Annotated in this window: 27 protein-coding genes, 2 tRNA genes and 1 riboswitch; of the genes, 5 read left to right on the plus strand and 24 right to left on the minus strand. The window is 41.4% G+C overall.

The window, feature by feature from the left end:
* Positions 1-219: 219 nt before the first annotated feature.
* The 3 genes from OCI93_RS07360 to orn all read right to left on the minus strand — a co-directional run bounded on the left by OCI93_RS07360 (position 220) and on the right by orn (position 1,344).
* A tRNA-Gly gene (locus OCI93_RS07360) sits at positions 220-295 on the minus strand.
* A gap of 322 nt (positions 296-617) precedes the next feature.
* Positions 618-693, minus strand: a tRNA-Gly gene (locus OCI93_RS07365).
* A gap of 105 nt (positions 694-798) precedes the next feature.
* Complete coding sequence (gene orn, locus OCI93_RS07370; RefSeq protein ID WP_261594015.1) at positions 799-1,344, minus strand: oligoribonuclease; 546 nt, start codon at positions 1,342-1,344, stop codon at positions 799-801.
* Between the two features lie 205 nt (positions 1,345-1,549).
* On the opposite strand from orn, the gene rsgA reads away from it, so the two are divergent.
* Together rsgA and asd are read left to right on the plus strand one after the other, a co-directional pair.
* Positions 1,550-2,608, plus strand: a complete 1,059-nt coding sequence (gene rsgA / locus OCI93_RS07375; RefSeq protein ID WP_261594016.1) for a small ribosomal subunit biogenesis GTPase RsgA — start codon at positions 1,550-1,552, stop codon at positions 2,606-2,608.
* Positions 2,609-2,649: 41 nt separating this feature from the next.
* Positions 2,650-3,528: an archaetidylserine decarboxylase gene (gene asd / locus OCI93_RS07380; protein ID WP_261594017.1), complete on the plus strand. Its 879-nt coding sequence runs from the start codon at positions 2,650-2,652 to the stop codon at positions 3,526-3,528.
* Positions 3,529-3,575: 47 nt separating this feature from the next.
* Here asd and OCI93_RS07385 read toward each other — a convergent pair whose 3' ends face one another.
* The 8 genes from OCI93_RS07385 to OCI93_RS07420 form a co-directional block, all read right to left on the minus strand.
* The gene (locus tag OCI93_RS07385; protein ID WP_261626136.1) at positions 3,576-4,319 is read right to left on the minus strand and encodes a HesA/MoeB/ThiF family protein; all 744 of its coding nucleotides are present in this window, start codon (positions 4,317-4,319) and stop codon (positions 3,576-3,578) included.
* A gap of 6 nt (positions 4,320-4,325) precedes the next feature.
* Positions 4,326-5,840 (minus strand): thiamine phosphate synthase, encoded by a 1,515-nt coding sequence (gene thiE / locus OCI93_RS07390; protein ID WP_261626137.1) that lies wholly within the window; start codon positions 5,838-5,840, stop codon positions 4,326-4,328.
* A 25-nt stretch (positions 5,841-5,865) separates the two neighbouring features.
* Positions 5,866-6,654, minus strand: coding sequence for a thiazole synthase (locus tag OCI93_RS07395; protein ID WP_261594020.1), 789 nt, complete (start codon positions 6,652-6,654; stop codon positions 5,866-5,868).
* A gap of 2 nt (positions 6,655-6,656) precedes the next feature.
* Complete coding sequence (thiS, locus tag OCI93_RS07400) at positions 6,657-6,851, minus strand: sulfur carrier protein ThiS (RefSeq protein ID WP_261594021.1); 195 nt, start codon at positions 6,849-6,851, stop codon at positions 6,657-6,659.
* Positions 6,848-7,873: an FAD-binding oxidoreductase gene (locus OCI93_RS07405; protein WP_261626138.1), complete on the minus strand. Its 1,026-nt coding sequence runs from the start codon at positions 7,871-7,873 to the stop codon at positions 6,848-6,850. Before OCI93_RS07405 ends, thiS begins: the two co-directional genes overlap by 4 nt.
* Positions 7,874-7,980: 107 nt before the next feature.
* Complete coding sequence (gene thiC, locus OCI93_RS07410) at positions 7,981-9,933, minus strand: phosphomethylpyrimidine synthase ThiC (RefSeq protein WP_261626139.1); 1,953 nt, start codon at positions 9,931-9,933, stop codon at positions 7,981-7,983.
* Positions 9,934-10,057: 124 nt separating this feature from the next.
* Positions 10,058-10,158: riboswitch (TPP riboswitch) on the minus strand.
* A 29-nt stretch (positions 10,159-10,187) separates the two neighbouring features.
* A complete protein-coding gene (locus OCI93_RS07415) occupies positions 10,188-10,586 on the minus strand; it encodes an META domain-containing protein (protein ID WP_261626140.1) in 399 nt (132 codons plus the stop codon).
* A 105-nt stretch (positions 10,587-10,691) separates the two neighbouring features.
* Positions 10,692-11,081, minus strand: a complete 390-nt coding sequence (locus OCI93_RS07420) for an acyl-CoA thioesterase (protein WP_261594025.1) — start codon at positions 11,079-11,081, stop codon at positions 10,692-10,694.
* Between the two features lie 129 nt (positions 11,082-11,210).
* On the opposite strand from OCI93_RS07420, the gene OCI93_RS07425 reads away from it, so the two are divergent.
* Positions 11,211-13,286 carry a TonB-dependent receptor gene (locus OCI93_RS07425; RefSeq protein WP_261626141.1) on the plus strand — a complete coding sequence of 692 codons (2,076 nt, stop codon included), beginning with the start codon at positions 11,211-11,213 and terminating at the stop codon, positions 13,284-13,286.
* Between the two features lie 35 nt (positions 13,287-13,321).
* Here OCI93_RS07425 and OCI93_RS07430 read toward each other — a convergent pair whose 3' ends face one another.
* The 12 genes from OCI93_RS07430 to rpe all read right to left on the minus strand — a co-directional run bounded on the left by OCI93_RS07430 (position 13,322) and on the right by rpe (position 23,889).
* Complete coding sequence (locus tag OCI93_RS07430) at positions 13,322-13,534, minus strand: hypothetical protein (protein ID WP_261594027.1); 213 nt, start codon at positions 13,532-13,534, stop codon at positions 13,322-13,324.
* A gap of 126 nt (positions 13,535-13,660) precedes the next feature.
* Positions 13,661-14,470 carry an adenosylmethionine decarboxylase gene (gene speD / locus OCI93_RS07435; protein WP_261594028.1) on the minus strand — a complete coding sequence of 270 codons (810 nt, stop codon included), beginning with the start codon at positions 14,468-14,470 and terminating at the stop codon, positions 13,661-13,663.
* Between the two features lie 85 nt (positions 14,471-14,555).
* Positions 14,556-14,969, minus strand: coding sequence for an OsmC family protein (locus OCI93_RS07440; RefSeq protein WP_261594029.1), 414 nt, complete (start codon positions 14,967-14,969; stop codon positions 14,556-14,558).
* Positions 14,970-15,047: 78 nt separating this feature from the next.
* Positions 15,048-15,383, minus strand: a complete 336-nt coding sequence (locus tag OCI93_RS07445) for a DUF3802 family protein (RefSeq protein WP_261594030.1) — start codon at positions 15,381-15,383, stop codon at positions 15,048-15,050.
* Between the two features lie 178 nt (positions 15,384-15,561).
* Positions 15,562-17,034, minus strand: a complete 1,473-nt coding sequence (gene astD, locus OCI93_RS07450; RefSeq protein ID WP_261594031.1) for a succinylglutamate-semialdehyde dehydrogenase — start codon at positions 17,032-17,034, stop codon at positions 15,562-15,564.
* A gap of 17 nt (positions 17,035-17,051) precedes the next feature.
* Positions 17,052-18,068: an arginine N-succinyltransferase gene (astA, locus tag OCI93_RS07455; protein WP_261594032.1), complete on the minus strand. Its 1,017-nt coding sequence runs from the start codon at positions 18,066-18,068 to the stop codon at positions 17,052-17,054.
* A 71-nt stretch (positions 18,069-18,139) separates the two neighbouring features.
* Complete coding sequence (locus OCI93_RS07460; protein WP_261594033.1) at positions 18,140-19,351, minus strand: aspartate aminotransferase family protein; 1,212 nt, start codon at positions 19,349-19,351, stop codon at positions 18,140-18,142.
* 310 nt (positions 19,352-19,661) lie between these two features.
* Positions 19,662-20,837 carry an HDOD domain-containing protein gene (locus OCI93_RS07465; protein ID WP_261594034.1) on the minus strand — a complete coding sequence of 392 codons (1,176 nt, stop codon included), beginning with the start codon at positions 20,835-20,837 and terminating at the stop codon, positions 19,662-19,664.
* 37 nt (positions 20,838-20,874) lie between these two features.
* Complete coding sequence (locus OCI93_RS07470; protein WP_261594035.1) at positions 20,875-21,456, minus strand: anthranilate synthase component II; 582 nt, start codon at positions 21,454-21,456, stop codon at positions 20,875-20,877.
* A 54-nt stretch (positions 21,457-21,510) separates the two neighbouring features.
* Complete coding sequence (gene trpS / locus OCI93_RS07475) at positions 21,511-22,515, minus strand: tryptophan--tRNA ligase (protein ID WP_261626142.1); 1,005 nt, start codon at positions 22,513-22,515, stop codon at positions 21,511-21,513.
* Positions 22,516-22,539: 24 nt separating this feature from the next.
* Positions 22,540-23,205: an HAD family hydrolase gene (locus OCI93_RS07480; protein WP_261626143.1), complete on the minus strand. Its 666-nt coding sequence runs from the start codon at positions 23,203-23,205 to the stop codon at positions 22,540-22,542.
* A gap of 6 nt (positions 23,206-23,211) precedes the next feature.
* Entirely contained in the window at positions 23,212-23,889 is a 678-nt protein-coding gene (gene rpe / locus OCI93_RS07485) for a ribulose-phosphate 3-epimerase (protein ID WP_261594038.1), read from the minus strand.
* A 195-nt stretch (positions 23,890-24,084) separates the two neighbouring features.
* On the opposite strand from rpe, the gene OCI93_RS07490 reads away from it, so the two are divergent.
* Together OCI93_RS07490 and OCI93_RS07495 are read left to right on the plus strand one after the other, a co-directional pair.
* Positions 24,085-24,381 carry a hypothetical protein gene (locus OCI93_RS07490; RefSeq protein ID WP_261594039.1) on the plus strand — a complete coding sequence of 99 codons (297 nt, stop codon included), beginning with the start codon at positions 24,085-24,087 and terminating at the stop codon, positions 24,379-24,381.
* A gap of 44 nt (positions 24,382-24,425) precedes the next feature.
* Positions 24,426-24,566 (plus strand): DUF2970 domain-containing protein, encoded by a 141-nt coding sequence (locus OCI93_RS07495; RefSeq protein WP_261594040.1) that lies wholly within the window; start codon positions 24,426-24,428, stop codon positions 24,564-24,566.
* Here the strand turns inward: OCI93_RS07495 and OCI93_RS07500 are convergent.
* Complete coding sequence (locus tag OCI93_RS07500; protein ID WP_261594041.1) at positions 24,551-25,402, minus strand: Dam family site-specific DNA-(adenine-N6)-methyltransferase; 852 nt, start codon at positions 25,400-25,402, stop codon at positions 24,551-24,553. The two genes, OCI93_RS07495 and OCI93_RS07500, sit on opposite strands and share 16 nt — an antisense overlap.
* Positions 25,403-25,435 lie beyond the last annotated feature (33 nt).

Consider the following 25,435-nt stretch of genomic DNA (forward strand, 5'->3'; position numbering starts at 1 on the left):
TAAAATTTTGACCGTTGGAGCGCGACAGGTCGCGTCTAACAATCTAGCAACTGAGCTAGTGAAGCTTTATAGATGCTCATAAAATTTTGACCGTTGAAGCGCGACAGGTCGCGTCTAACAATCTAGCAACTGAGCTAGTGTCGCTTTATAGATGCTCATAAAATTTTGACCGTTGGAGCGCGACAGGTCGCGTCTAACAAATGAGCTAATTTTTTAATTTGGAGCGGCACACGAGGCTCGAACTCGTGACCTCGACCTTGGCAAGGTCGCGCTCTACCAACTGAGCTAGTGCCGCTTCATAGGTGCTCATAAAATTTTGACCGTTGGAGCGCGACAAGTCGCGTCTAACAATCTAGCAACTGAGCTAGTGCCATTTCATAGGTGCTCATAAAATTTTGACCGTTGGAGCGCGACAGGTCGCGTCTAACAATCTAGCAAATGAGCTAGTGCCATTTCATAGGTGCTCATAAAATTTTGACCGTTGGAGCGCGACAGGTCGCGTCTAACAATCTAGCAACTGAGCTAATGTTGCTTCATAGGTGCTCATAAAATTTTGACCGTTGGAGCGCGACAGGTCGCGTCTAACAATCTAGCAACTGAGCTAGTTTTTAAATTTTTGGAGCGGCACACGAGGCTCGAACTCGTGACCTCGACCTTGGCAAGGTCGCGCTCTACCAACTGAGCTAGTGCCGCGTCTAACAATCTAAAACCTTAAGTTTGGTATAAAAAACCCCGCAAGGCTTCTCGTCTTAAGCGGGGCAGGATTTTACAACATAAAAAATGCTTTGCAAGTACTTTTTACACGTTGAAGAACTTTTCTTGATAAATTTTCAATTCCATTATGGAATCTTTAATATCATCTAAAGCTAAATGTGAACTTTTCTTTTTAACTTCATTTAACAGTTCAGGCTTCCAACGACGTGCTAACTCCTTAACCGTGCTCACATCCAAGTTACGATAATGGAAATAAGCTTCAAGTTCTGGCATGTACTTATTTAAAAAGCGTCGGTCTTGACCAATTGAGTTTCCACACATGGGAGATTTAGCTGGAGGCAACCACGCTTTCAAAAAGTCTAGAGTTTGCTTAATCGCATCTTCCTCTGTAAATTTGCTTGCTTTACAACGAGCAGTTAAACCCGAGCGGCCATGCTGATTAGTACACCATTCATCCATACCATCAAGTAACTCGTTACTTTGATGAATAGCGATTACTGGACCTTCAGCCAATATATTTAAATCACAGTCAGTTATCACTGTGGCGATTTCGAGGATTTTATCTGTCTTCGGTTCTAGCCCCGTCATTTCGAGGTCAAGCCAGATCAAGTTAGATTCATTAAACAACATAGACTACCTTAGCGGTACTTTCCTTTAGATCCAATGCAATTAGATATATCATATTAGCTTCACCAGTTGACCTAAAGCTTTTTTTTAAAAAGCGGGGCATTTAATTGAGTTATAGACCAATTACATGCAGCTCACAAAACAAACAGTACAGGAATAGGCAAATTTAAACAAATTATCTTATTTCTAGGCGACAGATCGAAATAATATGGCAAAACAAAAGAAACTTAGTAAGGGCCAATCCAGACGGATCAGTGCCAACCACCAAAAACGTTTGCACAAAGCTAAGCAGCAAAAAGCAGACAGTAAAGATATCACTTGGCAATCCGATAATTTAGGGCCAAGTGAATATGCCGTGGTGATCAGTCGCTTTGGCCAGCATGCCGATATTGAAACGGAACAAGGTGAAATTTTACGGTGCAACATCAGACGCACGGTTAAAAGCCTTGTATGCGGTGATGAAGTCTTTTTCCGCCGAGCTAAAGTCAGCGAAGGTGACTTAGCAGGTGTAATTGAAACCACCGAAGAGCGTCGCTCACAATTAACTCGCCCAGATTTTTATGATGGCGTTAAAGTTGTAGCGGCTAATATTGATCAAATATTAATGGTCTCTGCGGTATTACCTGAATTTACACCGCATATCATTGACCGCTACTTAGTCGCCTGTGAAGATATGGGAATTGAACCTATTTTATTATTGAATAAGGTCGATTTATTAGATGAACAAAGTAGACAACATATCGATGAAATATTAAATATTTATCGCAAGCTCGGCTATCAAGTGCTGTCAGTGAGCAATAAAACAGGCGAAGGTATTGAAGCGCTAAAACATCAACTCATCGGCAAAAATAATATTTTTGTAGGTCAGTCAGGGGTCGGTAAGTCTACACTCGTGAATACAGTACTCCCGAATGCCGAAATTTTAACTAAAGAAGTCTCCGAAAATAGTGGCTTAGGGCAGCACACCACCACGGTATCTCGCCTGCATCACTTACCAAGTGGCGGAAATTTAATTGACTCTCCGGGTATACGAGAGTTCGGTTTATGGCACTTAGACGTAGAACGGGTAACATGGTGCTTTAAAGAGTTTAGAGAGTTCATTGGTGGATGTCGCTTTAGAGACTGTAAACATCTGAACGACCCGGGCTGTATGTTAATTGAGGCAGTTAGCAGCGGAAATATCAGCGAATTACGCTTTGATAGTTACCACCGCATATTAGAGTCTATGGCTGATGGTCGTGCTGGTGCGCGCGCACCGCGTGTTTAAATCTATGCTAATATCAGCAAAAATTTTTAGGAATAAATAACGTGAACTTGGATAAATTCAAAATTGCTATGCAGTATGCGCTACCTAAACATGCGCTTTCACGCCTAGTAGGCAAACTTGCAGCCGCCGAAGCTGGTAGCCTTACTACACAGCTAATTAAATTATTTATCAAACAATATAAAATCGATATGAGCGAGGCGCTGCATGAAAGTCCAACGCACTATAAAACGTTCAATGAATTTTTTACCCGACCACTAAAACCCGGTATTCGCCCATTAGCAGAAGATAGCAATATCATTGCTCACCCTGTTGATGGCGCCATTAGCCAACTTGGTGATGTTGTTGATGGGCAAATCATTCAAGCTAAAGGCCATGATTACAGTTTACAAGCTTTACTCGGTGGCAAAGAAGAAGACTTCCTACCCTTTTCTGGTGGTAAATTTGCGACTATTTATCTTGCCCCAAAAGACTACCATCGTATCCATATGCCAATCGATGGTACTTTAAAGCGCATGATTTACGTACCAGGAGATTTATTTTCAGTTAACCCTCTGACAGCACAAAACGTACCTAACTTGTTTGCTCGTAATGAGCGTGTAGTGGCAATTTTTGATACTGAAATTGGTCCTCTCGCTATGGTGTTAGTGGGAGCAACAATTGTAGCCAGCATAGAAACCATTTGGTCGGGAACCGTAACACCACCAGCAGGTAGCGATATTTTTAGCTGGGATTACCCTGCCACTGGCAGTAATGCAGTTATTTTGAAAAAAGGCGAAGAAATGGGTCGTTTCAAACTTGGTTCAACGGTGATTTTGGCATGGGGTGCAAACCAAGCTGAGTTTTTAGATAGTGAGCAACCAGAAACTGTAACGCGCATGGGTGCTCCATTTGCTTCCATAAAACCATCACAAAACGCGTAACTTGTTAAGAAGCAAATGACCCCTCATTTGCTTCTTGCCTCCTGTTGTTACTCTGCGCATACCATGCAGCTAGAGTCTTTAACCAACCGCCACGTTGACTGCTTCAAAGTCAACGCATCGATACTCGCAAAGTAGCAACCACTGTGATGCCCCAGACTTATATTGAGTGCTAATAAAGCCTGCTGTGCACCAACAACACCCAATAAAGGGCTAATCACACCAAAGGTATCGCAGTTACCTTTATCGCTGTGTTGAGTTGGCGCAAAGACACAGGCGTAACATGGTGAATCATAGCGAAAGTCAAAGCACATTACCTGTCCGGTTGTCGCAATAGCCGCACCAGAGATAAGTACTTTTTTATGCATCAAACAATATTGATTAAGCAGATAACGAGTCGCAAAGTTATCACTGCAATCAAGTATAATATCCGCCGCACTTAACACTGTGTCAATATTATCGCCTTTAAGCTCAACACAAATTGGATTAAGTGCTATTTGATTATTTAAACTAGCTAGTACCTTACCAGCCGCGTTTACTTTTTGCTGCCCTATGTGATTCACTTTGTAGAGAATTTGTCGCTGTAAGTTTGAAAGCTCAACCTCATCATTGTCTACCAGGGTCAGCTCTCCCACCCCACTGGCTGCCAAATAAAACAGTGCTGGGCTACCTAAACCACCACAACCAATCACAGCAATATGGGCTTTTTTAAGTTTTATTTGCCCTTTTTCGCCTACTTCTTTGAGCAAAATGTGACGGCTATATCTGAGCCTTTCTTTATCATCTAATACCATGGCTTGCTATAAACCAAGCTGTGCTTGTAACTGCGTAATAGCCAATTGATGCGCTTGTGATTGCGTGATGGCTCTGACCACCGCAACACTGCCCACACCAGTGGCAACGACCTCAGAAATAGTTGATAAATCAATACCACCAATGGCAACCGTTGGATAATGATGCCGCATCAAAGGTACAAAGTGTGACAACTTTTCTAAGCCTTGAATTTGTCCGCTCATATCTTTGGTTGTAGTCTCAAAAATAGCACCAAATGCCAAGTAACTGGGTCGATAATTATGTGCTCTGAGCATTTCATAAAAACCATGGGTTGATACACCAAGACGCAGCCCCGCTTGCTGAATAGCCTGCAAGTCAGCATCATCAAGGTCTTCTTGGCCTAAATGCACGCCATAAGCGCCATGTTTTATCGCCAATTGCCAGTAGTCATTAATAAATACCCGCGCTTGATACTTGGTGCCCAGCGTTATCGCTGTTTGAATGTCAGCTTCTAAATTGTCGTCCGGTTCTTTTACCCGCAATTGAACTGTGGGCACACCGGCGGCTAAACACTTCTCTACCCAGTCAACACTATCAACAACTGCGTATAACCCAAGCTCTCCACCAGTATCAGCAAAGCCCGCGGCAAAGTTAAATTCACTCGGCGGTTCAAAATCGAGTTCATCTGCAAGCCAGCTGCCGGGTTCAATAACTTGTGGGTAATAAGTTAAGTCTTCAGGAAAGCTCGTTTGTGCAACAGGCCCTATCCCTTCGCCAAACCGCCTGGCAACATGGAGCCCTTGATTTATATAAGCTTTACCTAAAATAAATGCATCTTTTAGCGGGTAGCCTTTGGCTAAACAGGCGGCTATCGCCGAAGATAAACTGCACCCAGTGCCATGTGTGTGAGGGGTCTTTATTGATTCATTGCCAAGCCAATATTCGTGCTCTTGTGTTGCACAATAATCAACGCAGTAACCTTTAGGATAATCCCAATGCCCCCCTTTGATCACGACTGAGGCCACGCCCATTTCATGTAACTTTTTAGCCGCTTCACGCACTGCACTTGGTCCGATTAAATATACTCCCGTCAACAACTGTGTTTCATGGGTATTCGGCGTGATCACATCCACCAGTGGCAATAAATGCGTTTTTAATGCGTCAACTGTATCTTCTTCGGTGAGCTTATCACCACTGGTAGCAATGGCGACTGGGTCATAAACTATCACTGGCGGTTTAGCCCACTTTTGCTTGTAATGACTTATGTGTTCAGCCACAAGTTGAATTTGCTGCACATTCGCCAACATACCTATTTTAATGACCTTTGCAGGCATATCTATTGCGAGCGCCTGTAGTTGAGACTCAATCACATTAGTTGCTATCGAATTTATTGCTTCTACACCCAAACTATTTTGGGCGGTTAATGCGGTAATTGCCGTACACGCATGCACACCAAAGCTTTGCATTGCTTTAATATCAGCTTGAATACCAGCCCCACCACCTGAGTCAGACCCTGCAATACTCCATACTACTTCTGCCACGTCAGGCTCCTATTTAATTCTTCTGTTAGTTCTGATGCCAAAAAGGCATACCCATTGTTGGGGTCGAAGGTGCCGCCACCTCTTTTTGTGGCATCGCTTGTGCAACATAAGCATGTCTGCCAGCCTGCACAGCATGATTAAAAGCACCCGCCATAGTCACAGGGCAGCCTGCACCTGCTATCGCAGAATTTAATAATACGCCATCATACCCTAATTCTAGTGCCTGACAGGCATGTGAAGGTAATCCCAATCCCGCATCTACTATTAAAGTTAGCTCTGGTAACCGCTCTCTGATAGTTTTCAGATTATATGGGTTAAGTAGCCCTTTGCCGGTTCCTATTGGCGATCCCCAAGGCATCAACACCTCACAACCTAGCGCAGCCAAACGTTGGCATAACACCAAATCATCCGTGCAATACGGAAGTACTTTAAAGCCTTCTTGTAATAATATTTCCGTCGCCTCTAATAACGCAATAGGGTCAGGCTGCAAATTATATTCATCGCCTATCAACTCAAGCTTTATCCAATCAGTTGCGAATACTTCACGGCACATATGTGCCAATGTCACCGCTTCTTTAGTGCTATTACACCCCGCTGTATTAGGTAATACAGTCAGACCTGTATTTCTAATTAACTGCCAAAAGTCTTCCCCTGCGGCCACTGAGCTTTGCCGACGCAATGATACAGTTACAATACCTGCGCCTGACTCACTAATTGCCTGTTGCATAACCATTGGTGATGGATAAAGTGCAGAGCCAATCAGCAAGCGGTTTTCAAAAGCCTGCCCATAAATCGTCAATGGTTTATCTTGCATGATCAACCTCCTTGAATTGGGGATAATAGCTCTACACTATCACCATCTGATAATAAAGTTGTTTGGCATTGACTTCGAGGTATAAATTGACCATTGAGTGCGACAGCAAAAGGCTCTTTTGCTCCCATCGCAATCACCAATGACTGCAAGTTATCAGCAGCGCTATCGGTTAATTGACCATTAAATGTTATTTTCATAATAATTCCTTAGCAAGCGCTTGGCGCACAATCACAGGCGCAAGTAAATAGCCATGGCGATATAAGCCATTAATGCTGATCACATTCCCTTTTGAGGAAATGCGGGGCCTGTTATCATCAAAGGCGGGCCGCAAGCCTGCTTCAATTGCCATGACTCGACCTTCAGCAAAACCACTGTGAATAGTGTAAGCAGCTGACAACAACTCTAATGCAGAGCGTACTGTAATAGGCCCACTATCTTGTGATTCTATCTCCGTTGCACCTATAACAAATTCATGATTAGGTTTTGGTGCGATATAAATTGGGTAACGGGGGTGCATCAATCGCACAGGTCGATTCAGTGTCACTTCTGGGGCAAATACGCGCGCTACTTCCCCGCGCACACCTCTTAGCCCTTTATTTTGAGTTTTAGCACCGATACCACGGCAATCGATTATCCAATCAAATATTTGACCATTAACCTCAACCGGAGCGCTATTTCTTTGCTCTAGCTGCACAGCTTGAGAAAAGTGAAATTGCACCCCTACTTGCTGTAACAGCTGATAACTTTCACGATAAAATGCAATATTGTCTAATTGACCTTCACTTGGCAGGTAAACACCTTGGTGAAAACGCCCCGCTAAGTCAGGCTCCAAATTGGCAATATGCTGCCCGGACACTCGTTGAGCACTATGACCTTCAAGCGGTTTTATACGTTGAATAAAACTTTGCAAGTCACCCATATCTTGAGTATGCGCAACAACCAAGGTGCCCGCTTGCTGGAACATTACATCACCGGGTAATTGGTTTAATAATTCCGCCCATATCCCCATTGCTTTGAGCCCAAGCTCTGCAATATCAGTTTCACAGCTAACCGATTCAGCCATCGGTGCCAACATCGCTGCAGCTAAAGCTCCTGCACCATTATGACTGGCACTCTCTGCAGCCTCATAAACACTCAGTTGATAGTGTTTATGCAGCATTAAAGCAGCAACACGACCCACTAGGCCAAACCCTAATATCGCTATGCGTGGTTTTTTCATGGTGTTGCCCCAGATTGAGATTATAAAAGCCATTGCAGCACATTTTCCATAAGCCAATATGCCGCAACATAAAAAGCAGCAAGCACTTACTTACTGCTACTCCAATGCTATAACGCTTTATGGTAAATCTCAGAGCCTGATTGTTTAAACTCTTGAGACTTTGCCTGCATCTCGGCTTCGACATCCAGCATTTTCACTTCTATGGCCTCACCCATATTATTTGGGTCAATGCCTCTTGCTTCTAAATCTTTGGCGTAATCTCGTACTTCTTGGGTGATTTTCATTGAGCAGAATTTAGGCCCACACATAGAGCAAAAATGCGCGACTTTACCCGATTCTTGCGGCAGCGTTTCGTCATGATATGCACGCGCTCGTTCTGGGTCTAATCCTAGGTTGAACTGATCATGCCAGCGAAATTCAAAGCGTGCTTTTGACAAAGCATTATCTCGAACCTGCGCGCCTGGATGCCCTTTAGCTAAATCAGCTGCATGAGCCGCAATTTTATAGGTGATCAAACCTTCTTTTACGTCTTCTTTATTCGGTAAACCCAAGTGCTCTTTTGGTGTTACATAACACAACATAGCACAGCCATACCAAGCAATTTGTGCAGCGCCAATCCCTGAAGTAAAGTGATCATAACCCGGAGCTATATCTGTTGTAAGCGGACCTAATGTATAAAATGGCGCTTCATGACAGTGTTCTAGCTGTTCTTTCATATTTTGCTCAATCATATGCATTGGTACGTGGCCAGGACCCTCGATAAACACTTGCACATCATGCTTCCAAGCCAGTTTTGTCAATTCACCAAGCGTACGTAATTCTGAAAATTGTGCTTCATCATTAGCATCAGCAATAGAGCCCGGGCGTAGGCCATCCCCTAATGAAAAACACACATCATATTGCTTCATAATTTCGCAAATATCTTCAAAGTGAGTATATAAGAAGTTTTCTTTATGATGCGCTAGGCACCATTTGGCCATGATTGAACCACCACGAGATACAATGCCAGTAACACGTTTTGCGGTCATTGGCACGTAACGAAGCAACACGCCAGCATGAATAGTGAAATAGTCCACACCCTGCTCTGCTTGCTCAATAAGTGTGTCACGAAATATTTCCCAAGTCAGGTCTTCTGCTACACCATTTACTTTTTCAAGTGCTTGATAAATTGGCACAGTACCGATTGGTACTGGAGAATTACGCACTACCCATTCACGGGTTTCATGAATGTATCGACCTGTTGACAAATCCATCACAGTGTCAGCACCCCAACGCGTAGACCAAACCAATTTTTCAACTTCTTCTTCAATAGAAGAAGTTACGGAAGAATTACCAATATTTGCATTTACTTTTACTAAGAAGTTGCGACCCACGATCATCGGTTCTGATTCTGGGTGATTGATATTATTAGGTAAAATAGCACGACCACGGGCTATTTCATCACGTACAAATTCTGGTGTAATAAATTCAGGAATTGATGCACCAAATGATTGGCCTTTGTGCTGTTGAGCAAGTATTTCTTCTTGTAATTTAGCACGCCCCATATTCTCGCGAATTGCCACATATTCCATTTCCGGTGTCACAATGCCTTGGCGAGCATAATGCATCTGAGTCACATTTTTACCCGCATTTGCACGGCGAATTTTAGGCAATTGTTCAAAACGGATATGATCAAGCCCTTCATCAGCCATGCGCTGTTGTGAAAACTTGGAAGTTACTGAATCAAGCCACTGAGTATCACCACGTGCATCAATCCAGTCTTGACGAAGTTTAGGTAAGCCTTCACGTACATTGAGCTCAAAATTACTGTCAGTATATGGACCTGATGTATCATACACTCTGATAGGTTCATTCTTTTCGTAGACAGGCTCTTCTTCTGTCCCGCCCACATAGCTATCTGACTGTGCAATCTCTCGCATGCCAACACGCACGCCAATTTGCTCGCCCTCAACATAGACTTTTTGGGAGTTAGGATAAGGTTGGCCGGTAAGGTTATAAATAAATTCAGATGCCGCGGCACGAGTTTCGCGACGAGATGGTTTGCTACTATTGTTTGACATGACTTGCCTCATTATTATTTAAGGGGTCTTGTCAGATCTCCAAAAGGAGCGAGATGAGGTTACCCTCAGATGATCGAGTTTTATGCACAACATAAAACTTGGGCAGCCTACAAACAGTCGTTCGTAATACAGGCAGCTTGTTCCCTACGCAGGTTTTAACCTGATCAGGTTCACGGATCCCGCAAAAATGCGATCTCAGCCCAAAGGGCACTCCGACAAGTAACGAATTAACAACGAGTGTACTGAAGAAGCACCTAACCTGCAACTCGAAAACGCAGTTCTGGTTGCCCTTTTAAAATAAGCATGTTTTCAATCATTAAAACAGGTACTCCAACGCTAAGCATATCAATAAGCATTTGCTCATGCTTATTGATATCCCCATCACATAGTTTGCGTGTCATTCCGATATGATTAACACGTAATAAACTATCCTTGAGCACGCCTTCTCCAAAAAAGCGGTTACAGCCACCGTTTCCTGCCACTTGTAAGGCCTCAATAAACTCGATAGAAACAGCACTATCTATTACTGATTTATCTGCAATATGGCTGAGTTGCCATTGCGTGTGTTTTAACTGCTTAGTGCTTACCTTCCCTGTTGATGTGCAGCCAAGTAAAAGTACACTAATAACACATGATAATATGAAAGCTTTCATGACAAACCAAGACAAACTAAATTAGGTTAATTATACACTTTTAAACGCCACTGAAGGCAATAAATAGCTATTTCATAGCAAAAGTTTGCATTATTAACTAAATATCTATGTAAACAGACACTCAATTTCCTTACATAGAAACGGACGGCCTTTTTCATTAACCGACGTACCCGTTACGATTGCATCTAGCATCACTTTGTCGTCTGATATCCGTACCACTTTCTGTAAAAAAATAAACTTCAGCTTACTTTGCTGTTGCACTTCAACTTGTACATAAAACTCATCACCCGGTCTTAAAGAGCCTTTAAAGTTCATTTCACAGCGGATCACCACAAGGTTAATTTTTTGCTCGGCTAAGATGGCAAAATCCACGCCTTTACCGAGCAAGAACTCATGCCTAGCATGCTCTAAATAATTAAAATAGACGCCGTTGTTAACAATCCCTTGTAAATCACATTCATAATCTCGAACTTTAAAATTGACGCTAAATACCATGTTTGACCCTCTTCAAACCACTACCAACTCTATAAATGACTAAGTTATAACATATTTAAGCATTATTTTAGTTTTAACCTCGCTGCCATTTGCTAAAATGTGCGCAACTAAAATGACAACTACCAGATTATGACTTCAAAATACTCTCTACTGAGCGCATCTATTGTAGCGTTGCTTTCAAGTAATGCCGTTGCTAACAATCAGCCTATCGAAACGATAGAGGTCACTGGCGACTTTAAAAGTGAAAGCCTACAAGCTTTAAGTGCCAGTGCCACAATCATGGATCAAAGCAATATTACAGCGCGCGGTGCTAACTACCTAGATCAGATGCTCAACAGTGCAGCTAATGTTAACTTTACTGCGGGAGCATCTCGCGGCCGATTTGTACAGATCCGTGGCGTTGGGTTGCGTTCGCAATTTGTAGACCCAATTCATCCAAGTGTTGGTATGTTAGTCGATAATATCGATTATTCTGGCCTTGGCGGTAGTGCACTATTGTTTGATGCTGAACACATTTCAATCTATCGTGGTCCGCAAGGAACCCGCTTTGGTGCTGATGCGATGGCAGGTATGGTTGATGTACATACGCGTGCAGCAACCATGACCCCCTCTTTAAACGTCCAGCTCGGGATTGGTAACTACCAAAGTAAAGAGGCTGGCATAGCAGCAGGTGGCTCGGTGACAGATAGTACCGCTTTTAGAGGAAGTTATTATCTGCAGCAATCTGACGGCTACACTGATAATGTTTATTTGCAAACAGCATCACAAAAACTCAATGAGCAAGTTGCCCGATTCAAACTAAATACCCAATGGAATAATACACTCAGAACAGAGTTAGTTGCACACCATATTAATATTGATAATGGTTATGATGCATTCACACTGTATAACAACCGTCAAAGCAGTGCCGATGAACCTGGACAGGACGATCAGCAAACCAATGCTTTTGCCCTCACCACTGACTATAGCGGCGCGAAAAACTTTGATATGTCGGTGCTGGTTAGTCAACTCAGTGGTGACACATTATACAGCTATGATGAAGACTGGACCTGCAATGACAATATGCAATCGGTCATTTGCGCCGCAGGACTACACCCGTCTGGTTACAGCTCAACAGACAGTTACCTACGCCACCATGACAGAGGCACACTAGAGCTTACTTTCTCTGATAAAAAACAAAATTGGGTAACTGGGCTTTCAGCGAAACGTAAACAAGTCGAGCTTACTCGTGCTTATACTTGGCAAACACAAGACTTTAATTCTCATTATGACGTGAGCCACATTGCACTGTTTGGCCAAAAAATAACCCACCTGTCTGAAAAAACAGAACTTATAACTGGTTTACGTGCTGAGTACTACAATACAGATTACTTTGATAATAATGATATCAATGGTAAGACCGATGATTGGATGTGGGGCGGTAAACTGGCCTTAGAGCATTTTGTAGTGCCTAGCACCATGATTTATACCAGCCTATCTCGTGGTTATAAAATTGGCGGCGTTAATGGAGAAGCATTAGCCAACGCAAAAGATGACAACCTAACTGTTCAAGCTGCACAATACAATTTTGCGCCAGAATACCTTTGGAATGCGGAATTTGGTGTAAAAGGTAGCTCTGAGGATAATCGTCATACCGTGCGTGTGAGTGCTTTTTACATGCACAGAGAAGATATGCAGCTAAAACGCTCTGTGGAGATTCAAAGGAAGTTTTTAGAGTTTATCGATAACGCTTCAAAGGGCAGAAATTACGGTATAGAAGTGGAAGGTAACTACCAATACACCGAGCGCTTAAACTTAGCTTACAGTGCTGGCTATTTAAATACCAAAGTTGAAGGGCAGTTTGCTCAGCTTAACTTAGATGGTCGAGAGCAAGCACAAGCCCCAAAATATCAATATTCTTTAGCACTGAGCTATTTAATCACAGAGCAACTTGTTGGTACGTTATCATTTGAAGGTAAAGATGATTACTTTCATTCAGTCAGTCACAGTGAAAAAGCGGGTAACAGCAACCTAATCAATGCAAGTGTAAGCTATTACGCTGAACAATGGTCATTAACTGCTTGGGGTAGAAACTTAGCAGACAGAGACGTTGCTGTTAGAGGCTTTAGATTCCCAAATAACCCGCTTAATGACTACACAACCGAAACCTATGTTCAGTATGCTGAACCTCGTTTAGTCGGCATAACCTTCAAATACGATATATAAATAAAGTAAAAAAGCGCTCATTAGAGTAATGCCAGTCAGTTAAGCTGATTGGCATTTTTATTAGTCGGATATTTAGAAGCCTTTGGCTTAACCCATCTACGATAACGCCTATCGTCTCGTTTTGGTGGCAATTTAAAGTAACTTAATTGTTCAAGTAATTGAGGCGATAGTATTTCTGCAAACTTTTCAAAAGTATAAAAAGTATTACAAGCATCAAAAGTTGTAGCTAATTCTGTTTCAAAGCGCATAAAAAATCCGATATCAATAACTGATATCGGATTTTGAAGCATTCAAAAAACCGGTCAATGGATCGTTAAATATTTCTTAACTGATCAGCATTACTCAATAGAGCACTTTTTTATCTTAACCTTTATTTAATCCACTTCTGGCAAGTTACGACCATAAAATACCTCTTGGATTTCACGGTTTAATCGCGCTCTGATCTCTGACTCTTCATCATTGCTCAAATCATCGGTGGTAATACCAAACAAGTAGGTATTTAGATCTGTTTCTTTTAGCATCATCTTGGTGTGAAATAGGTTTTCTTGATACACATTCACATCGAGCATTTGATATGCTTCTTTGGTGTCTTCTGTCATGTAGTTCTGAATTGAGTGAATTGCATGGTCAATATAATGCTTCACACCCGTTACATCACGAGTAAAACCTCGTACACGGTAATCGATAGTCACTACATCAGACTCCAACGAGTGAATCAAAAAGTTCAACGCCTTCAAGGGAGAAATTATGCCGCATGTCGACACCTCAATATCGGCTCTAAATGTACAAATACCATCATTTGGGTGTGCTTCTGGATAAGTGTGTACACAAATATGGCTTTTATCTAAGTGTGCAACCACAGACTCAGGTAGTGGCCCTGGCGTTTCATTACTATCAAAAGTCTGTTGCTCAACAGGCTCTTCTGAAACCAAAATGGTCACACTTGCCCCTTGCGGCTCGTAATCTTGGCGCGCAATATTCAAAACATTAGCGCCAATAATATCAACCACATCTTTTAGAATGTCAGTAAGACGATCGGCACTGTACTGCTCATCAATGTATTCTAAATACTCTTTACGCTGTTGTTCTGTTTTGGCATAACAAATATCGTAAATGCTAAAGCTTAAACTCTTAGTTAAGTTGTTAAAGCCATGGAGTTTAATTTTATCAAAGGGCTTATTCACGATAGACCAACCTTCATACTGTAAATCTGCTGAGCAGAACCAAAAGTTCGCGGATTTTATACGAAAAACACGCTATGAAAAAGAGTTATTTTACCTCGCTTTCAATAACCTCATGGCTATGAGTAATTTCCACGGTTTTATCAAGCATTAATGCAACTGAGCAATATTTTTCAGCAGATAATTGAACCGCTCTAGCAAGGTGCTTTTGAGACACATTTCGACCCGTAACTACAAAGTGTAGGTTCATTTTGGTAAATACTCTAGGGGCGGTTTGAGCGCGTTCACTAGTGAGCTTTACTTCAACATTATCAAAATCTTGCTTTGACTTTTTCAGTATACTAACGACATCAACGGATGAGCAACACCCTGCCGACATTAGCACCATTTCCATCGGGCTTGGGGCGGCGCTATTTGAGCCCGCATCAAATACGATATTATGACCTGACTCAGAACGACCAATGAAGGTATCTCCGTCTACCCATTTTACATTTGCTTGCATAGTTACCTCTTTAATAAAACAATAACACCGCCTAAAGGCGGTGTTATTGTATACATTTGTTGTTTTGAACTGTACTTTTTAAACGGCCGAATCAAACATATTTTTAACTAAGCCTGCAAATTCTTCTATAAACTCATGCTGTTCTACCGTAACACGTTGCTCAGTGACACTTGAAAGTACTTCTTGCAAGTCGTAAACAATGCCATCAACCTCACGTACAATTAAGCTACGCTGCTCTGTATTGAGTTCACTGTGCTGTTCACAAATACGTATCACATTTTCTGCAATTACATCTTCTATGAGTTCCATTACAGTTGGCGCACCGGGCTTTACCTCGCCGGGCTTTTCAAACAAGGCTAAGTTTTGTGTTAGATACATGACCAATTCGTCATAACCTTGTTTATCTAAAACCATCTTTTATCCACCTACGATTTTACATTCACCTGATATTGATTTAAGCAGAAACTCTCCGCTAATGCTACTTTTGTCGTTTATCTGAGCATAAAAAAAGCAGCTAATGCTGCTTTTTAGAACCAAAGTATTAGCTTTTATTTTTCAATAACGTGTAAGCTAATCTTTTGTAAATAATTGACTAGTCAATATTTAGACCCGGGCTCAACGTACCTGGTAAAGTCACCTTTTCAAGCTCTACCGATGCAACTGGGTAAGCACAGTAATCTGCAGCATAGTAAGCACTTGCTCTATGATTACCCGATGCGCCAATACCTCCAAATGGTGCAGCACTTGATGCACCTGTAATAGGACGATTCCAGTTTACAATTCCCGCTCGAATACGACGTAAGAAATGATCATAATCGGCTTCATTATCACCGAGTAAACCCGCTGATAAACCAAAACTGGTGTCATTTGCCAGTTCAATCGCTGCGTCAAAATCCGTATAACGGAATACCTTTAACAGTGGACCAAAATGCTCTTCATCAGGGAACTGTGCAATATTCGTACACTCAATAATACCCGGTGTTACAAAGCCCGTATTAGCTGTATGAGTTAGCTCAACCAATGACTCGCCACCAAGTGCTTGCAACTGAGCCTGGGCATTAACCATACCTGCCGCGGCAGCTTGTGAGATCATAGCACCCATAAACGGTTGCTGTTCATCATCAAAGTCGCCAACTCTAATCGCTTTCGTTGCGCGAATCAGGTGCGCAAGGATCATGTCACCTTGCTCACCGGCTGGCAAAAATAGCTTGCGAGCACAGGTACAACGTTGACCACTTGAAATAAATGCTGACTGAATAATGTCATGTACAACAGCTTTTGTGTCTGAAGCATCTTTAACGATAAGCGGATTATTGCCACCCATTTCTAACGCCAAAATTTTACCTGGTTGACCAGCATACTGCTCATGTAAGAAATGGCCCGTGCGCGAAGAGCCAGTAAAGAATAAACCATCAATACCTTTATGAGAAGCAAGCGCTTTACCAGTGTCAACCTCACCCTGAACTAAGTTAATTACACCCGCTGGAAGACCTGCTTTTAACCAAAGTTTTAATGTCAATTCTGCAACGAAAGGTGTCAGTTCTGACGGTTTAAAAATAACGGTATTGCCCGCTAAAAGTGCAGGTACAATATGGCCATTTGGTAAGTGACCAGGGAAGTTATACGGGCCAAAGACTGCTACAACACCATGCGCTTTGTGACGAATTACAGCACGTCCTACAGGCATAGGGTTTTCAACTGTCCCCGTTCTTTCATGGTAGGCTTTTTCTGAAATAGCAATTTTACCTACCATTGCACCCGCTTCAGTGCGAGTTTCCCACAATGGTTTACCCGTTTCTTTTGCGATAGCAATGGCTAATTCTTCTGAGTGTTCTTTTAAAACTTCAGCAAAGCGTTTTACAATCTCTAAACGCTTTTCAAGGTCTAAATCACTCCAAGTATAAAAAGCTTGTCGTGCGGCTTTAACTGCAGCGTCAACTTGCTCTGCCGTTGCAGAACTTGCACGCCAGATCACCTCATTGTTTGCTGGGTTAACTGATTTAAATTCGCTGCCAAGACCAGCAGCCCATTCACCATTTATCAGTTGAGCAGGATGTGTTGTCATAATTAATACCTACAAATTTAGAGTGTTGCAATGGAGACTGAATCACCATCAACAATGTTCAATGCGTTTGCTAAATCAGCTGAAACAATGATTTCATCGCTCGTTGCATCAACGTGAAGTTCAGCAATCGTAGCTCGATATCCAGCTAGTTTATCATTTGCGACCATCACAGGGGAACCGCTTTGCGGTTGACCCAAACGGACGCGTTTGGTTTGTACCGATTGCACCGTACGAATATTACTTACTTTAGCTTCTACCGTCGGCCCTGCATCAAAGATATCCACATAACCATTGAAGGTAAAACCTTCACTCTTTAATAGCTCAATGGCCGGCCTAGTATTGTTGTGTACTTGGCCAATAACAGCTTGGGCTTCTTCACTTAACAAGTTGACATAGATAGGGTATTTAGGCATTAATTCAGCAATAAATACCTTCTGGCCAATACCTGTTAGGTAATCTGCAGTTGGAAAATCCATAGAAAAGAAATGCTCTTCAAGCCACTGCCAGAATGGGCTTTGCCCTTTTTCATCTGACACGCCACGCATCTCTGCAATAACAGTTTCTGCAAAACGATGCTGATGTTGCTTAATAAACATAAAACGCGATTTAGATAGCAATTTTCCGTTTAGACCTTTGCGATACCCATTTTTTAAAAATAAAGTACACAGCTCAGTTGCCCCAGTGTAATCATTACAAAGCGTTAAGATATCCACGGCTTTGTACACATCTAGAGTGCGTGATGAATGAATAACTTTGCTTAAGTGATAGTGATAAAATGCATCATCCAAACCTACTGCAGCTTCAATTGCGCTGGTGCCAACAACTTCACCTGTTTCGCTATCTTCAAGCACAAATAGGTAACCTTCATCAAAAGGAATATCAGCTTCTTTTAGAAACGAAGACTCAGAGCGTGCAATTTTATTTTGTAACAACTCTTCATTTACAGGTAACGACGTAAAGCCATGCCCTGATTCATGGGCAATATTTAAAAGCGCTGGATAATCGCTTTTTTGGATTGGGCGAAGGATCATCATGAGCCCGCTTACTCCTCAAATTATAACTCTAAACGGTAAATTAGGGCCAGCTTGTGCTAGCCCTTCCAAGGTTAGGCGTTGTTTGCTACTACAGTCGCAACGGCTTTTTCAAAACGCGCCATGCCTTCGCGAATATCTGCTTCTGGGATCACTAAAGACGGTGTAAAACGCACAACATCGGCGCCTGCAACTAGAGACATAACGCCCTCTTTGATACCTTCAACTAAAAATTCTTTTGCTCGCCCTTTATATTGCTCAGCCATAACGCCACCTAATAGTAGGCCTTTACCGCGTACTTCGCTAAATACCTTATATTTATCGTTGATAGCCGTTAACAACTCACGAATTAGCGCTTCTTTGGCTTTCACACCGTCTAATACTTCCGTGGTATTTACTGTATCAAGAGCTGCTTCAGCAACGGCACAAGCCAATGGGTTACCACCATATGTAGAGCCATGTGTACCAACTTTTAAATGTTTAGCAATATCAGCAGTGGTGATCATAGCTCCAATTGGAAAACCACCACCAAGCGCCTTAGCAGTAGTCAGAATATCAGGAGTAATACCTAAACCTTGATAAGCATATAATTCACCGGTACGACCAACACCTGTTTGTACTTCATCAAAAATCAACAGTGCATTATGTTTGGTACATAACTCACGTACACCTTGAACAAATTCTGCTTCTGGAGAGATAATACCCCCTTCACCTTGTAATGGCTCCATCATAACCGCACAGGTATTATCTGAGATTAATGCTTCAAATGCCGCTAAATCGTTATAATCACAATGCATCACATCACCTGGCTTAGGACCAAAGCCATCTGAATAGGCGGCTTGCCCACCGACAGTGACAGTAAAGAAAGTACGGCCATGAAAGCCTTTGTTGAACGAGATGATTTGAGATTTCTGTTCACCAAAATTATCAAGCGCAAAACGACGTGCCAATTTAAGAGCAGCTTCATTCGCTTCAGCACCAGAGTTAGCAAAATACACTTTATCAGCAAAGGTTGCATCAACCAGCTTTTTAGCCAAGCGTAATGCTGGCTCGTTGGTCATCACATTTGATAAGTGCCATATTTTTTCGCCTTGCTCTTTTAAAGCAGATACTAATGCAGGATGACAATGACCTAAACAGTTAACTGCGATACCGCCAGCAAAGTCAATATACTCACGTCCATCTTGATCCCATACGCGCGACCCTTCACCTTTTACTGGAATAACAGCCGAAGGTGCATAGTTAGGCACCATTACTTGATCAAACAATTCACGATTAATAGTCATTTAAACTCCTCATTAAGTTGAGTAGGGCACCATAGAAAAAGCGCTAATCTGGCTTCAATTCACTGCATTTTACGCAACAGTTCATGTCGTTTGGTGCAAAATTCATTCACTTATTATTTCAGAAAAAATAAGGAAAGTCTCATAGAAAACTTTTATAGAGACCTTGGTTTTCAAGGGATTGATATAATATTTCATGACCTGTGAATAACTATTTGCAGAGAAACAAACAACATAGCATACATGCTGGGTTCATAGCCTAACTCTATAACTTAATGATTGAATGGTTAGTCGTAAAAAAATTGTGTAAGTACTATGAAATAGTTAACTGCATACCATGGAAAGAGCATGTAGAGAGTGCTTTTTGCTCTGATTTTGTAAGCGCTAAATACGAAAACCAAATCTGAGTTTCATCATCTTCAATGAAATGATTGTCTTTTAACAAAATGTATAATGCATAGCCATGAGCTTTTTTAAGTATCTCGGTCAGTGGTAATGGGTCAATTAATTTTTTATTCGAATTTGGTAAATAACTAACCGAAAATTCTTCCATAATCGCATTGAAAGGTAAATAACGAAAAGCCATTTTTTCAATCAGCTGCTGCGTTACTGTCGCTGAGTGCTCAAGTAAAAGATTACGTAAAAAAAGCGGGTCGGGGCCTAGCTCCAATAATGCGGTATGTAAATCTTTATGGCCTTTGTTTCTTGCTTTAAGTACTCTGTCTTGCCATACCTTTTCATAAGTCCTTAAATACAAGCGTGTCAGTGCAGCTTTACCAATATCCAGCATCATACCTAATGTATATGCTGATTGCTCTTTCACACCATGTAACACTGCCAACTCCTTTGCTGCTAAAGCAGTTGTCATACTTAACTCACGCAGCTTTCTTTTCATTAATGAAAATGGGTCGGTTGAATGTGGCAACCAATGACGCATTGCATAAGTAGGAATCACCCATTGTAAGTTTTCTAACCCTAAATAACGCAGTGACAACGCAGGCGTATCCACCTTTACCGTTGTACTAGAGGAGCTTTTTTTACGATACTGAGGTAAATTCACTAAAGACACTAACTCTCGACCTAACCAAGATAGGTCATTTACTAAAGGCTCAAGACGCCCAACAGAAGCAGATTTTACTGCGAGTAAATCAAATATGGCGGGCACACCATCTTCAATACCCATTACCTCGTAATATAAGCAGTCGATATCATTCACCTGCTTAGTAATACTCTCTTCTATTGCTTGGTGAATATGAGCACTGGCTTTAGCAATATATTTATGATGGCTAGTACTTATTTCTTTGCGCTTCGCAGACGCGGCTATTTCAACTTCTAATAAAGTTCGCTGAGGTACTTTTTCCCCAAGGTTCATTTCTAAAGTATTTATATATCCGAGTTGCTGCTGCGCAAAACTATGACTGACAAGCAAGTCATGGGCACGCTCACAAAGTGCTTGTGCCATCCTTAAATGTGCATTTTGTTCAGTCATATATTCTCTTCATGCAAAAAAATGCTTTACTCAAAGGCTAGAAGCGCTGAATAAAGTTATCAAGTAATCTGAGGCCATGATCAGTTAAAATTGCCTCGGGATGAAACTGAACCCCTTCAAGGGCTAAATTAGTATGGCACATAGCCATTATCTCATCCACTTGCTGTGTACCAGAAACTGTCCAAGCAGTTACATCTAAACACGCTGGTAGCGTCGATTTTGCAACCACAAGAGAGTGATATCTGCATACCGTAAGTGGGTTCGGCAGCCCTTTAAAAACACCTTTTCCTGTATGCTCAATAGGAGATGTTTTGCCATGCATAACACTATTCGCTCGTACAATTTTAGCGCCTAAAGCTTGTGCAATAACTTGATGACCCAGACATATACCCAAAATAGGAATCTGCCCTTTAAATTTTTCAATTACCGATAGCGAAATGCCAGCTTCATTTGGTGAGCACGGCCCCGGTGAGATGACGATATGCTCTGGATTCAGAGTTTTAATGTCTGCCAAACTGAGCGCATCATTACGCTTGACTAATACATCTTGATCCAAACGTTGGAAATACTGTACTAAGTTATAGGTAAATGAGTCATAGTTATCGATCATTAACAACATAGAAATTTCCACAAAAAAGCCAGGCGATAGCCTGGCTAACTACAGTATGTAAATTTAAGGACGAGGAATAAAACCAACTGCATCATAAACAGCTTTTAAGGTTTTATCTGCTCTAATACTTGCCTTTTCTGCACCTTGGCGCATGATATTATCAAGCAACGCTTGATCTTCCCTTATTACTTTAAAGCGCTCTTGAATCGGTTCAATCATCGCAACAACGGCTTCAGCAGTATCTTTTTTTAGGTGTCCATACATCTTATCTTCATATTCAGGCACTAATTGCTCTATAGGACGTTTTGTTGCAACTGATAGTAACGTAAGCAAGTTAGATACGCCTGGTTTTTCATCTCTGTCAAAATATATACGTGCTTGTTCGTCTGAGTCAGTCACCGCTTTTTTAAGTTTTTTCTCAATCTTTTTAGGCTCATCTAAGAGCATAATGAACGCATTGGGGTTGTCGTCTGACTTCGACATCTTTTTCAAGGGATCTTGCAGGCTCATAACGCGAGCACCCAACTCTGGGATGAAGGGCTGCGGAATCTTAAACACATCACCATAAAGATTATTAAAACGCGTCGCAATATCTCTTGTTAACTCTAAATGTTGCTTCTGATCTTCACCAACAGGTACTTGATCTGCTTGGTACAATAAGATATCAGCAGCTTGTAATACAGGATAAGAAAACAGCCCAACATTGACGTTATTCGCATGTTTTGACGATTTATCTTTAAATTGCGTCATGCGATTTAATTCACCCATTTGTGCGTAGCAATTAAGCACCCATGCAAGTTGAGCATGCTCTGGCACTTGTGACTGCACAAATAAAGCGGCTTTTTGTGGGTCAATACCACATGCAGTATATAACGCAATACCGTCTAATACTCGCTCTCGCAAGATTTTAGGATCCTGGCGTACAGTGATAGCATGCAAATCAACCAACATAAAGAAACTGTCATGATCTTCTTGTAAGTTAAGCCACTGGTTAATAGCGCCTACATAATTGCCTATCGTCATACCACCGGTTGGCTGAATGCCACTTAACACTACTGGTTTAGTCATGATGTTCCTTTATAAAATATTATATTATCGCTGAGTTAAAATGGGGATTATATCTAAGAAATCGTCACAGAGGTACTGTGGATTAAATTCTTGCAAATTTACCCCTTGATGATATCCATAAGTTAAGGCTATTACATCAATATTTGCATTGTGTGCAGCTAGAATATCACTTTTTGAATCGCCTACCATGATAACTTCATGGGGTTTTAGTCCCATTTTCTCACAAGCTTGTAGCAATGGCTGCGCAGCTGGCTTTTTTAGCCCATCATCACCACACACAAGTACCTCAAAATGTGAGGTTAACTTTAACCGCTCCAAAAGGGGTTCAGTAAACATCCTATCTTTGTTGGTGACCACCGACTTTGAAAAGCCACTTAATGCCGCCAATCCAGTGACTACGTTAGGATAAAGGTTTACGTACTGTCCAGCCAACAATTTATAATGCCCTTTAAATGTTGCAATGGCTACATCAACTAATACCTGTGGCAACTCAGTATTAATTTCTATACCACCACTTAATCCCCGCTTAACCAGCATATCAATACCATTACCGACCCAAGTAGAAACTTGTGCGTAGCTAACAATAGGGAATGCGACTTCCGTCAATGTCAGGTTCAGTGCGATATACATATCTTGTGCACTGTTTATTAACGTACCATCCAAATCAAATAAAACACCTTGATAACGCATTACTTACTACACCTTAGATAATTGCTGGCGCATTTGTGTAATAACCTCTTGATAATCTGGCTGGTTAAAAATAGCTGAACCGGCCACAAACATATCAGCTCCTGCAGCCGCAACTTGTGCAATGTTATCAACTTTAACACCGCCATCTACTTCCAAACGAATATCTTTACCACTATTATCGATTAATGTTCTTACTTGGCGTAGCTTATCTAACGTATGAGGGATAAAACTCTGACCACCAAACCCAGGATTTACAGACATCAATAATATTACATCAAGTTTATCCATCACATGATCTAAATAATGTAAGGGCGTTGCAGGATTAAATACTAAACCAGCTTGACAGCCATGGTCTTTTATTAAGCTGATTGTACGGTCAATATGCTCACTGGCTTCTGGGTGAAAAGTAATAATATTCGCGCCAGCTTTAGCAAAGTCTGGTATTAAAGAATCAACGGGCTTAACCATTAAGTGAACATCAATCGGAGCTGTAATGCCGTACTCGCGCAGCGCTCTACAAACCATAGGCCCAAACGTCAAGTTGGGAACATAATGATTATCCATAACATCAAAATGAACTACATCAGCACCAGCTTGGATCACTCGCTCTACATCTTCACCTAAACGGGCTAAATCTGCAGACAAAATAGATGGTGCGATTAAGTAATTGGTATTTTTTTGCACAATAAAAAGCCTCTGTTCCTCGATTTGTCGGCAATACTTTACCTTATTTTAGAATTTCGACACAGTAATAAGATTATATAAGGTGTTCACTCAGATTTATTAGGCGTGTTATGTCAAGTAAAAATGCAAATTCAGTTTGTTTAATGAGCGATTGTTGTGTACTATCTAATGATAACCGTTAGGTGGAGTAATATTATGTTAGGTCGGCTTAGAACACGGATGCTTGTGCTTAGTGCGGTAGTGGTTATGTCAGTGAGTTTTGTTTCTCAAGATGGCAGCGCTACGTTAGCACTTACCAAACATGACAATTGCACATGCGAATCCTCTAGAAATACATCACAGTACTGTAAAACACAAACAGATATTAATTGGTATTCTTGGTTGATGGGTGAAAGTGGGAGCGCTCAATTTCATTATCTTGATCTGTTGGAGCTGCTTCTTGGTTCTGGTAGGCAAAGCGATAGTAGTATACCGCAAAGGCCAGGGATATAATCTCAATGTTCTCCCCTAGAATACTCCAAAGTGTGTTGGCGGCAATGATAGGAGTTCAAAGTGAAAAAAAATATAAAGACGACTTTAGTAAGCCTGCCGTTGCACCCTACCTTATTGTAGGTATCATTTTAGTTATTACATTTGTTGTTATGTTAGCAGCTTTTGTAAACTATCTTGTACCATAACATTCGCGCTTATCATACATAGCCATTAGCTCGTTGACTTTATTTCGCCCATTTCCCTTAGGGCTAATAGTGCGTTTAACCTGAATAACATCTAAGTTTGCTTGGCTATATATCTTACGCGTCCACACCGTATCATGATTTGAAATTAATACTGGTGTTCGATGCAAAAACGCAGTTTGTTCAGCTAAATTCGCTAAATTCGCTTGATCATCTAAGTCAAAGCCACCTTTTGCATAGGAAGTAAAAGAAGCCGTCTTACTTAAAGGCACATAGGGCGGATCGCAATATACAACGGCATTTTCAGGTAACTTACGAAAAGCATCAGCATAACTTTGGCAAGTAAATGTTGCTTTTTGTGCTTTGCAAGCAAACGCATACAACTCTTTCTCTGGAAAATATGGCCGCTTGTATTTCCCAAACGGAACGTTAAAAATACCTTTTAAATTATAACGACATAATCCATTGTAACCATGACGATTCATATACAAAAATAAAATTGCACGCTCATATATGTCAACACTTGCATTGAACTGCAAGCGATAAGAGTAATAAGCATCAGGATGGTTATTAAGCTCCACAAACAACTTTCTAGCATCACTTACAAATTCATCTGGCTGGCGTTTAAGCTCATTATATAAATTAATCAGGTCAGCATTGATGTCATTTAAGTAGTACTTTTTAAAATTGGTGTTTAAAAATACTGATCCTGCACCTACAAATGGCTCGACTAATGTATCGGCATCTTGACTTGCTACTTTCAAACGTCGAGCAATATCTTCAACCAAACTGTATTTTCCACCAGCCCACTTGAGGAAGGCGCGAGTCTTTTGCTGCATGCTGATTCTATTTATAAACAATGTGGGCCGATT

Source organism: Pseudoalteromonas holothuriae (assembly GCF_945859825.1).
GTDB classification, from domain to species: Bacteria; Pseudomonadota; Gammaproteobacteria; order Enterobacterales; family Alteromonadaceae; genus Pseudoalteromonas; species Pseudoalteromonas holothuriae.

What these genes read in the sequence shown, in the direction of transcription:
- orn (WP_261594015.1), bottom strand. Translation starts at nt 1,344, where the DNA reads ATGTTGTTTAATGAATCTAACTTGATCTGGCTTGACCTCGAAATGACG.
- rsgA (WP_261594016.1), top strand. Translation starts at nt 1,550, where the DNA reads ATGGCAAAACAAAAGAAACTTAGTAAGGGCCAATCCAGACGGATCAGT.
- OCI93_RS07385 (WP_261626136.1), bottom strand. Translation starts at nt 4,319, where the DNA reads ATGGTATTAGATGATAAAGAAAGGCTCAGATATAGCCGTCACATTTTG.
- OCI93_RS07395 (WP_261594020.1), bottom strand. Translation starts at nt 6,654, where the DNA reads ATGCAAGATAAACCATTGACGATTTATGGGCAGGCTTTTGAAAACCGC.
- thiS (WP_261594021.1), bottom strand. Translation starts at nt 6,851, where the DNA reads ATGAAAATAACATTTAATGGTCAATTAACCGATAGCGCTGCTGATAAC.
- OCI93_RS07405 (WP_261626138.1), bottom strand. Translation starts at nt 7,873, where the DNA reads ATGAAAAAACCACGCATAGCGATATTAGGGTTTGGCCTAGTGGGTCGT.
- thiC (WP_261626139.1), bottom strand. Translation starts at nt 9,933, where the DNA reads ATGTCAAACAATAGTAGCAAACCATCTCGTCGCGAAACTCGTGCCGCG.
- OCI93_RS07415 (WP_261626140.1), bottom strand. Translation starts at nt 10,586, where the DNA reads ATGAAAGCTTTCATATTATCATGTGTTATTAGTGTACTTTTACTTGGC.
- OCI93_RS07420 (WP_261594025.1), bottom strand. Translation starts at nt 11,081, where the DNA reads ATGGTATTTAGCGTCAATTTTAAAGTTCGAGATTATGAATGTGATTTA.
- OCI93_RS07425 (WP_261626141.1), top strand. Translation starts at nt 11,211, where the DNA reads ATGACTTCAAAATACTCTCTACTGAGCGCATCTATTGTAGCGTTGCTT.
- OCI93_RS07430 (WP_261594027.1), bottom strand. Translation starts at nt 13,534, where the DNA reads ATGCGCTTTGAAACAGAATTAGCTACAACTTTTGATGCTTGTAATACT.
- OCI93_RS07440 (WP_261594029.1), bottom strand. Translation starts at nt 14,969, where the DNA reads ATGCAAGCAAATGTAAAATGGGTAGACGGAGATACCTTCATTGGTCGT.
- OCI93_RS07445 (WP_261594030.1), bottom strand. Translation starts at nt 15,383, where the DNA reads ATGGTTTTAGATAAACAAGGTTATGACGAATTGGTCATGTATCTAACA.
- astD (WP_261594031.1), bottom strand. Translation starts at nt 17,034, where the DNA reads ATGACAACACATCCTGCTCAACTGATAAATGGTGAATGGGCTGCTGGT.
- astA (WP_261594032.1), bottom strand. Translation starts at nt 18,068, where the DNA reads ATGATGATCCTTCGCCCAATCCAAAAAAGCGATTATCCAGCGCTTTTA.
- OCI93_RS07460 (WP_261594033.1), bottom strand. Translation starts at nt 19,351, where the DNA reads ATGACTATTAATCGTGAATTGTTTGATCAAGTAATGGTGCCTAACTAT.
- OCI93_RS07465 (WP_261594034.1), bottom strand. Translation starts at nt 20,837, where the DNA reads ATGACTGAACAAAATGCACATTTAAGGATGGCACAAGCACTTTGTGAG.
- OCI93_RS07470 (WP_261594035.1), bottom strand. Translation starts at nt 21,456, where the DNA reads ATGTTGTTAATGATCGATAACTATGACTCATTTACCTATAACTTAGTA.
- trpS (WP_261626142.1), bottom strand. Translation starts at nt 22,515, where the DNA reads ATGACTAAACCAGTAGTGTTAAGTGGCATTCAGCCAACCGGTGGTATG.
- OCI93_RS07480 (WP_261626143.1), bottom strand. Translation starts at nt 23,205, where the DNA reads ATGCGTTATCAAGGTGTTTTATTTGATTTGGATGGTACGTTAATAAAC.
- OCI93_RS07490 (WP_261594039.1), top strand. Translation starts at nt 24,085, where the DNA reads ATGTTAGGTCGGCTTAGAACACGGATGCTTGTGCTTAGTGCGGTAGTG.
- OCI93_RS07495 (WP_261594040.1), top strand. Translation starts at nt 24,426, where the DNA reads ATGATAGGAGTTCAAAGTGAAAAAAAATATAAAGACGACTTTAGTAAG.
- OCI93_RS07500 (WP_261594041.1), bottom strand. Translation starts at nt 25,402, where the DNA reads ATGCAGCAAAAGACTCGCGCCTTCCTCAAGTGGGCTGGTGGAAAATAC.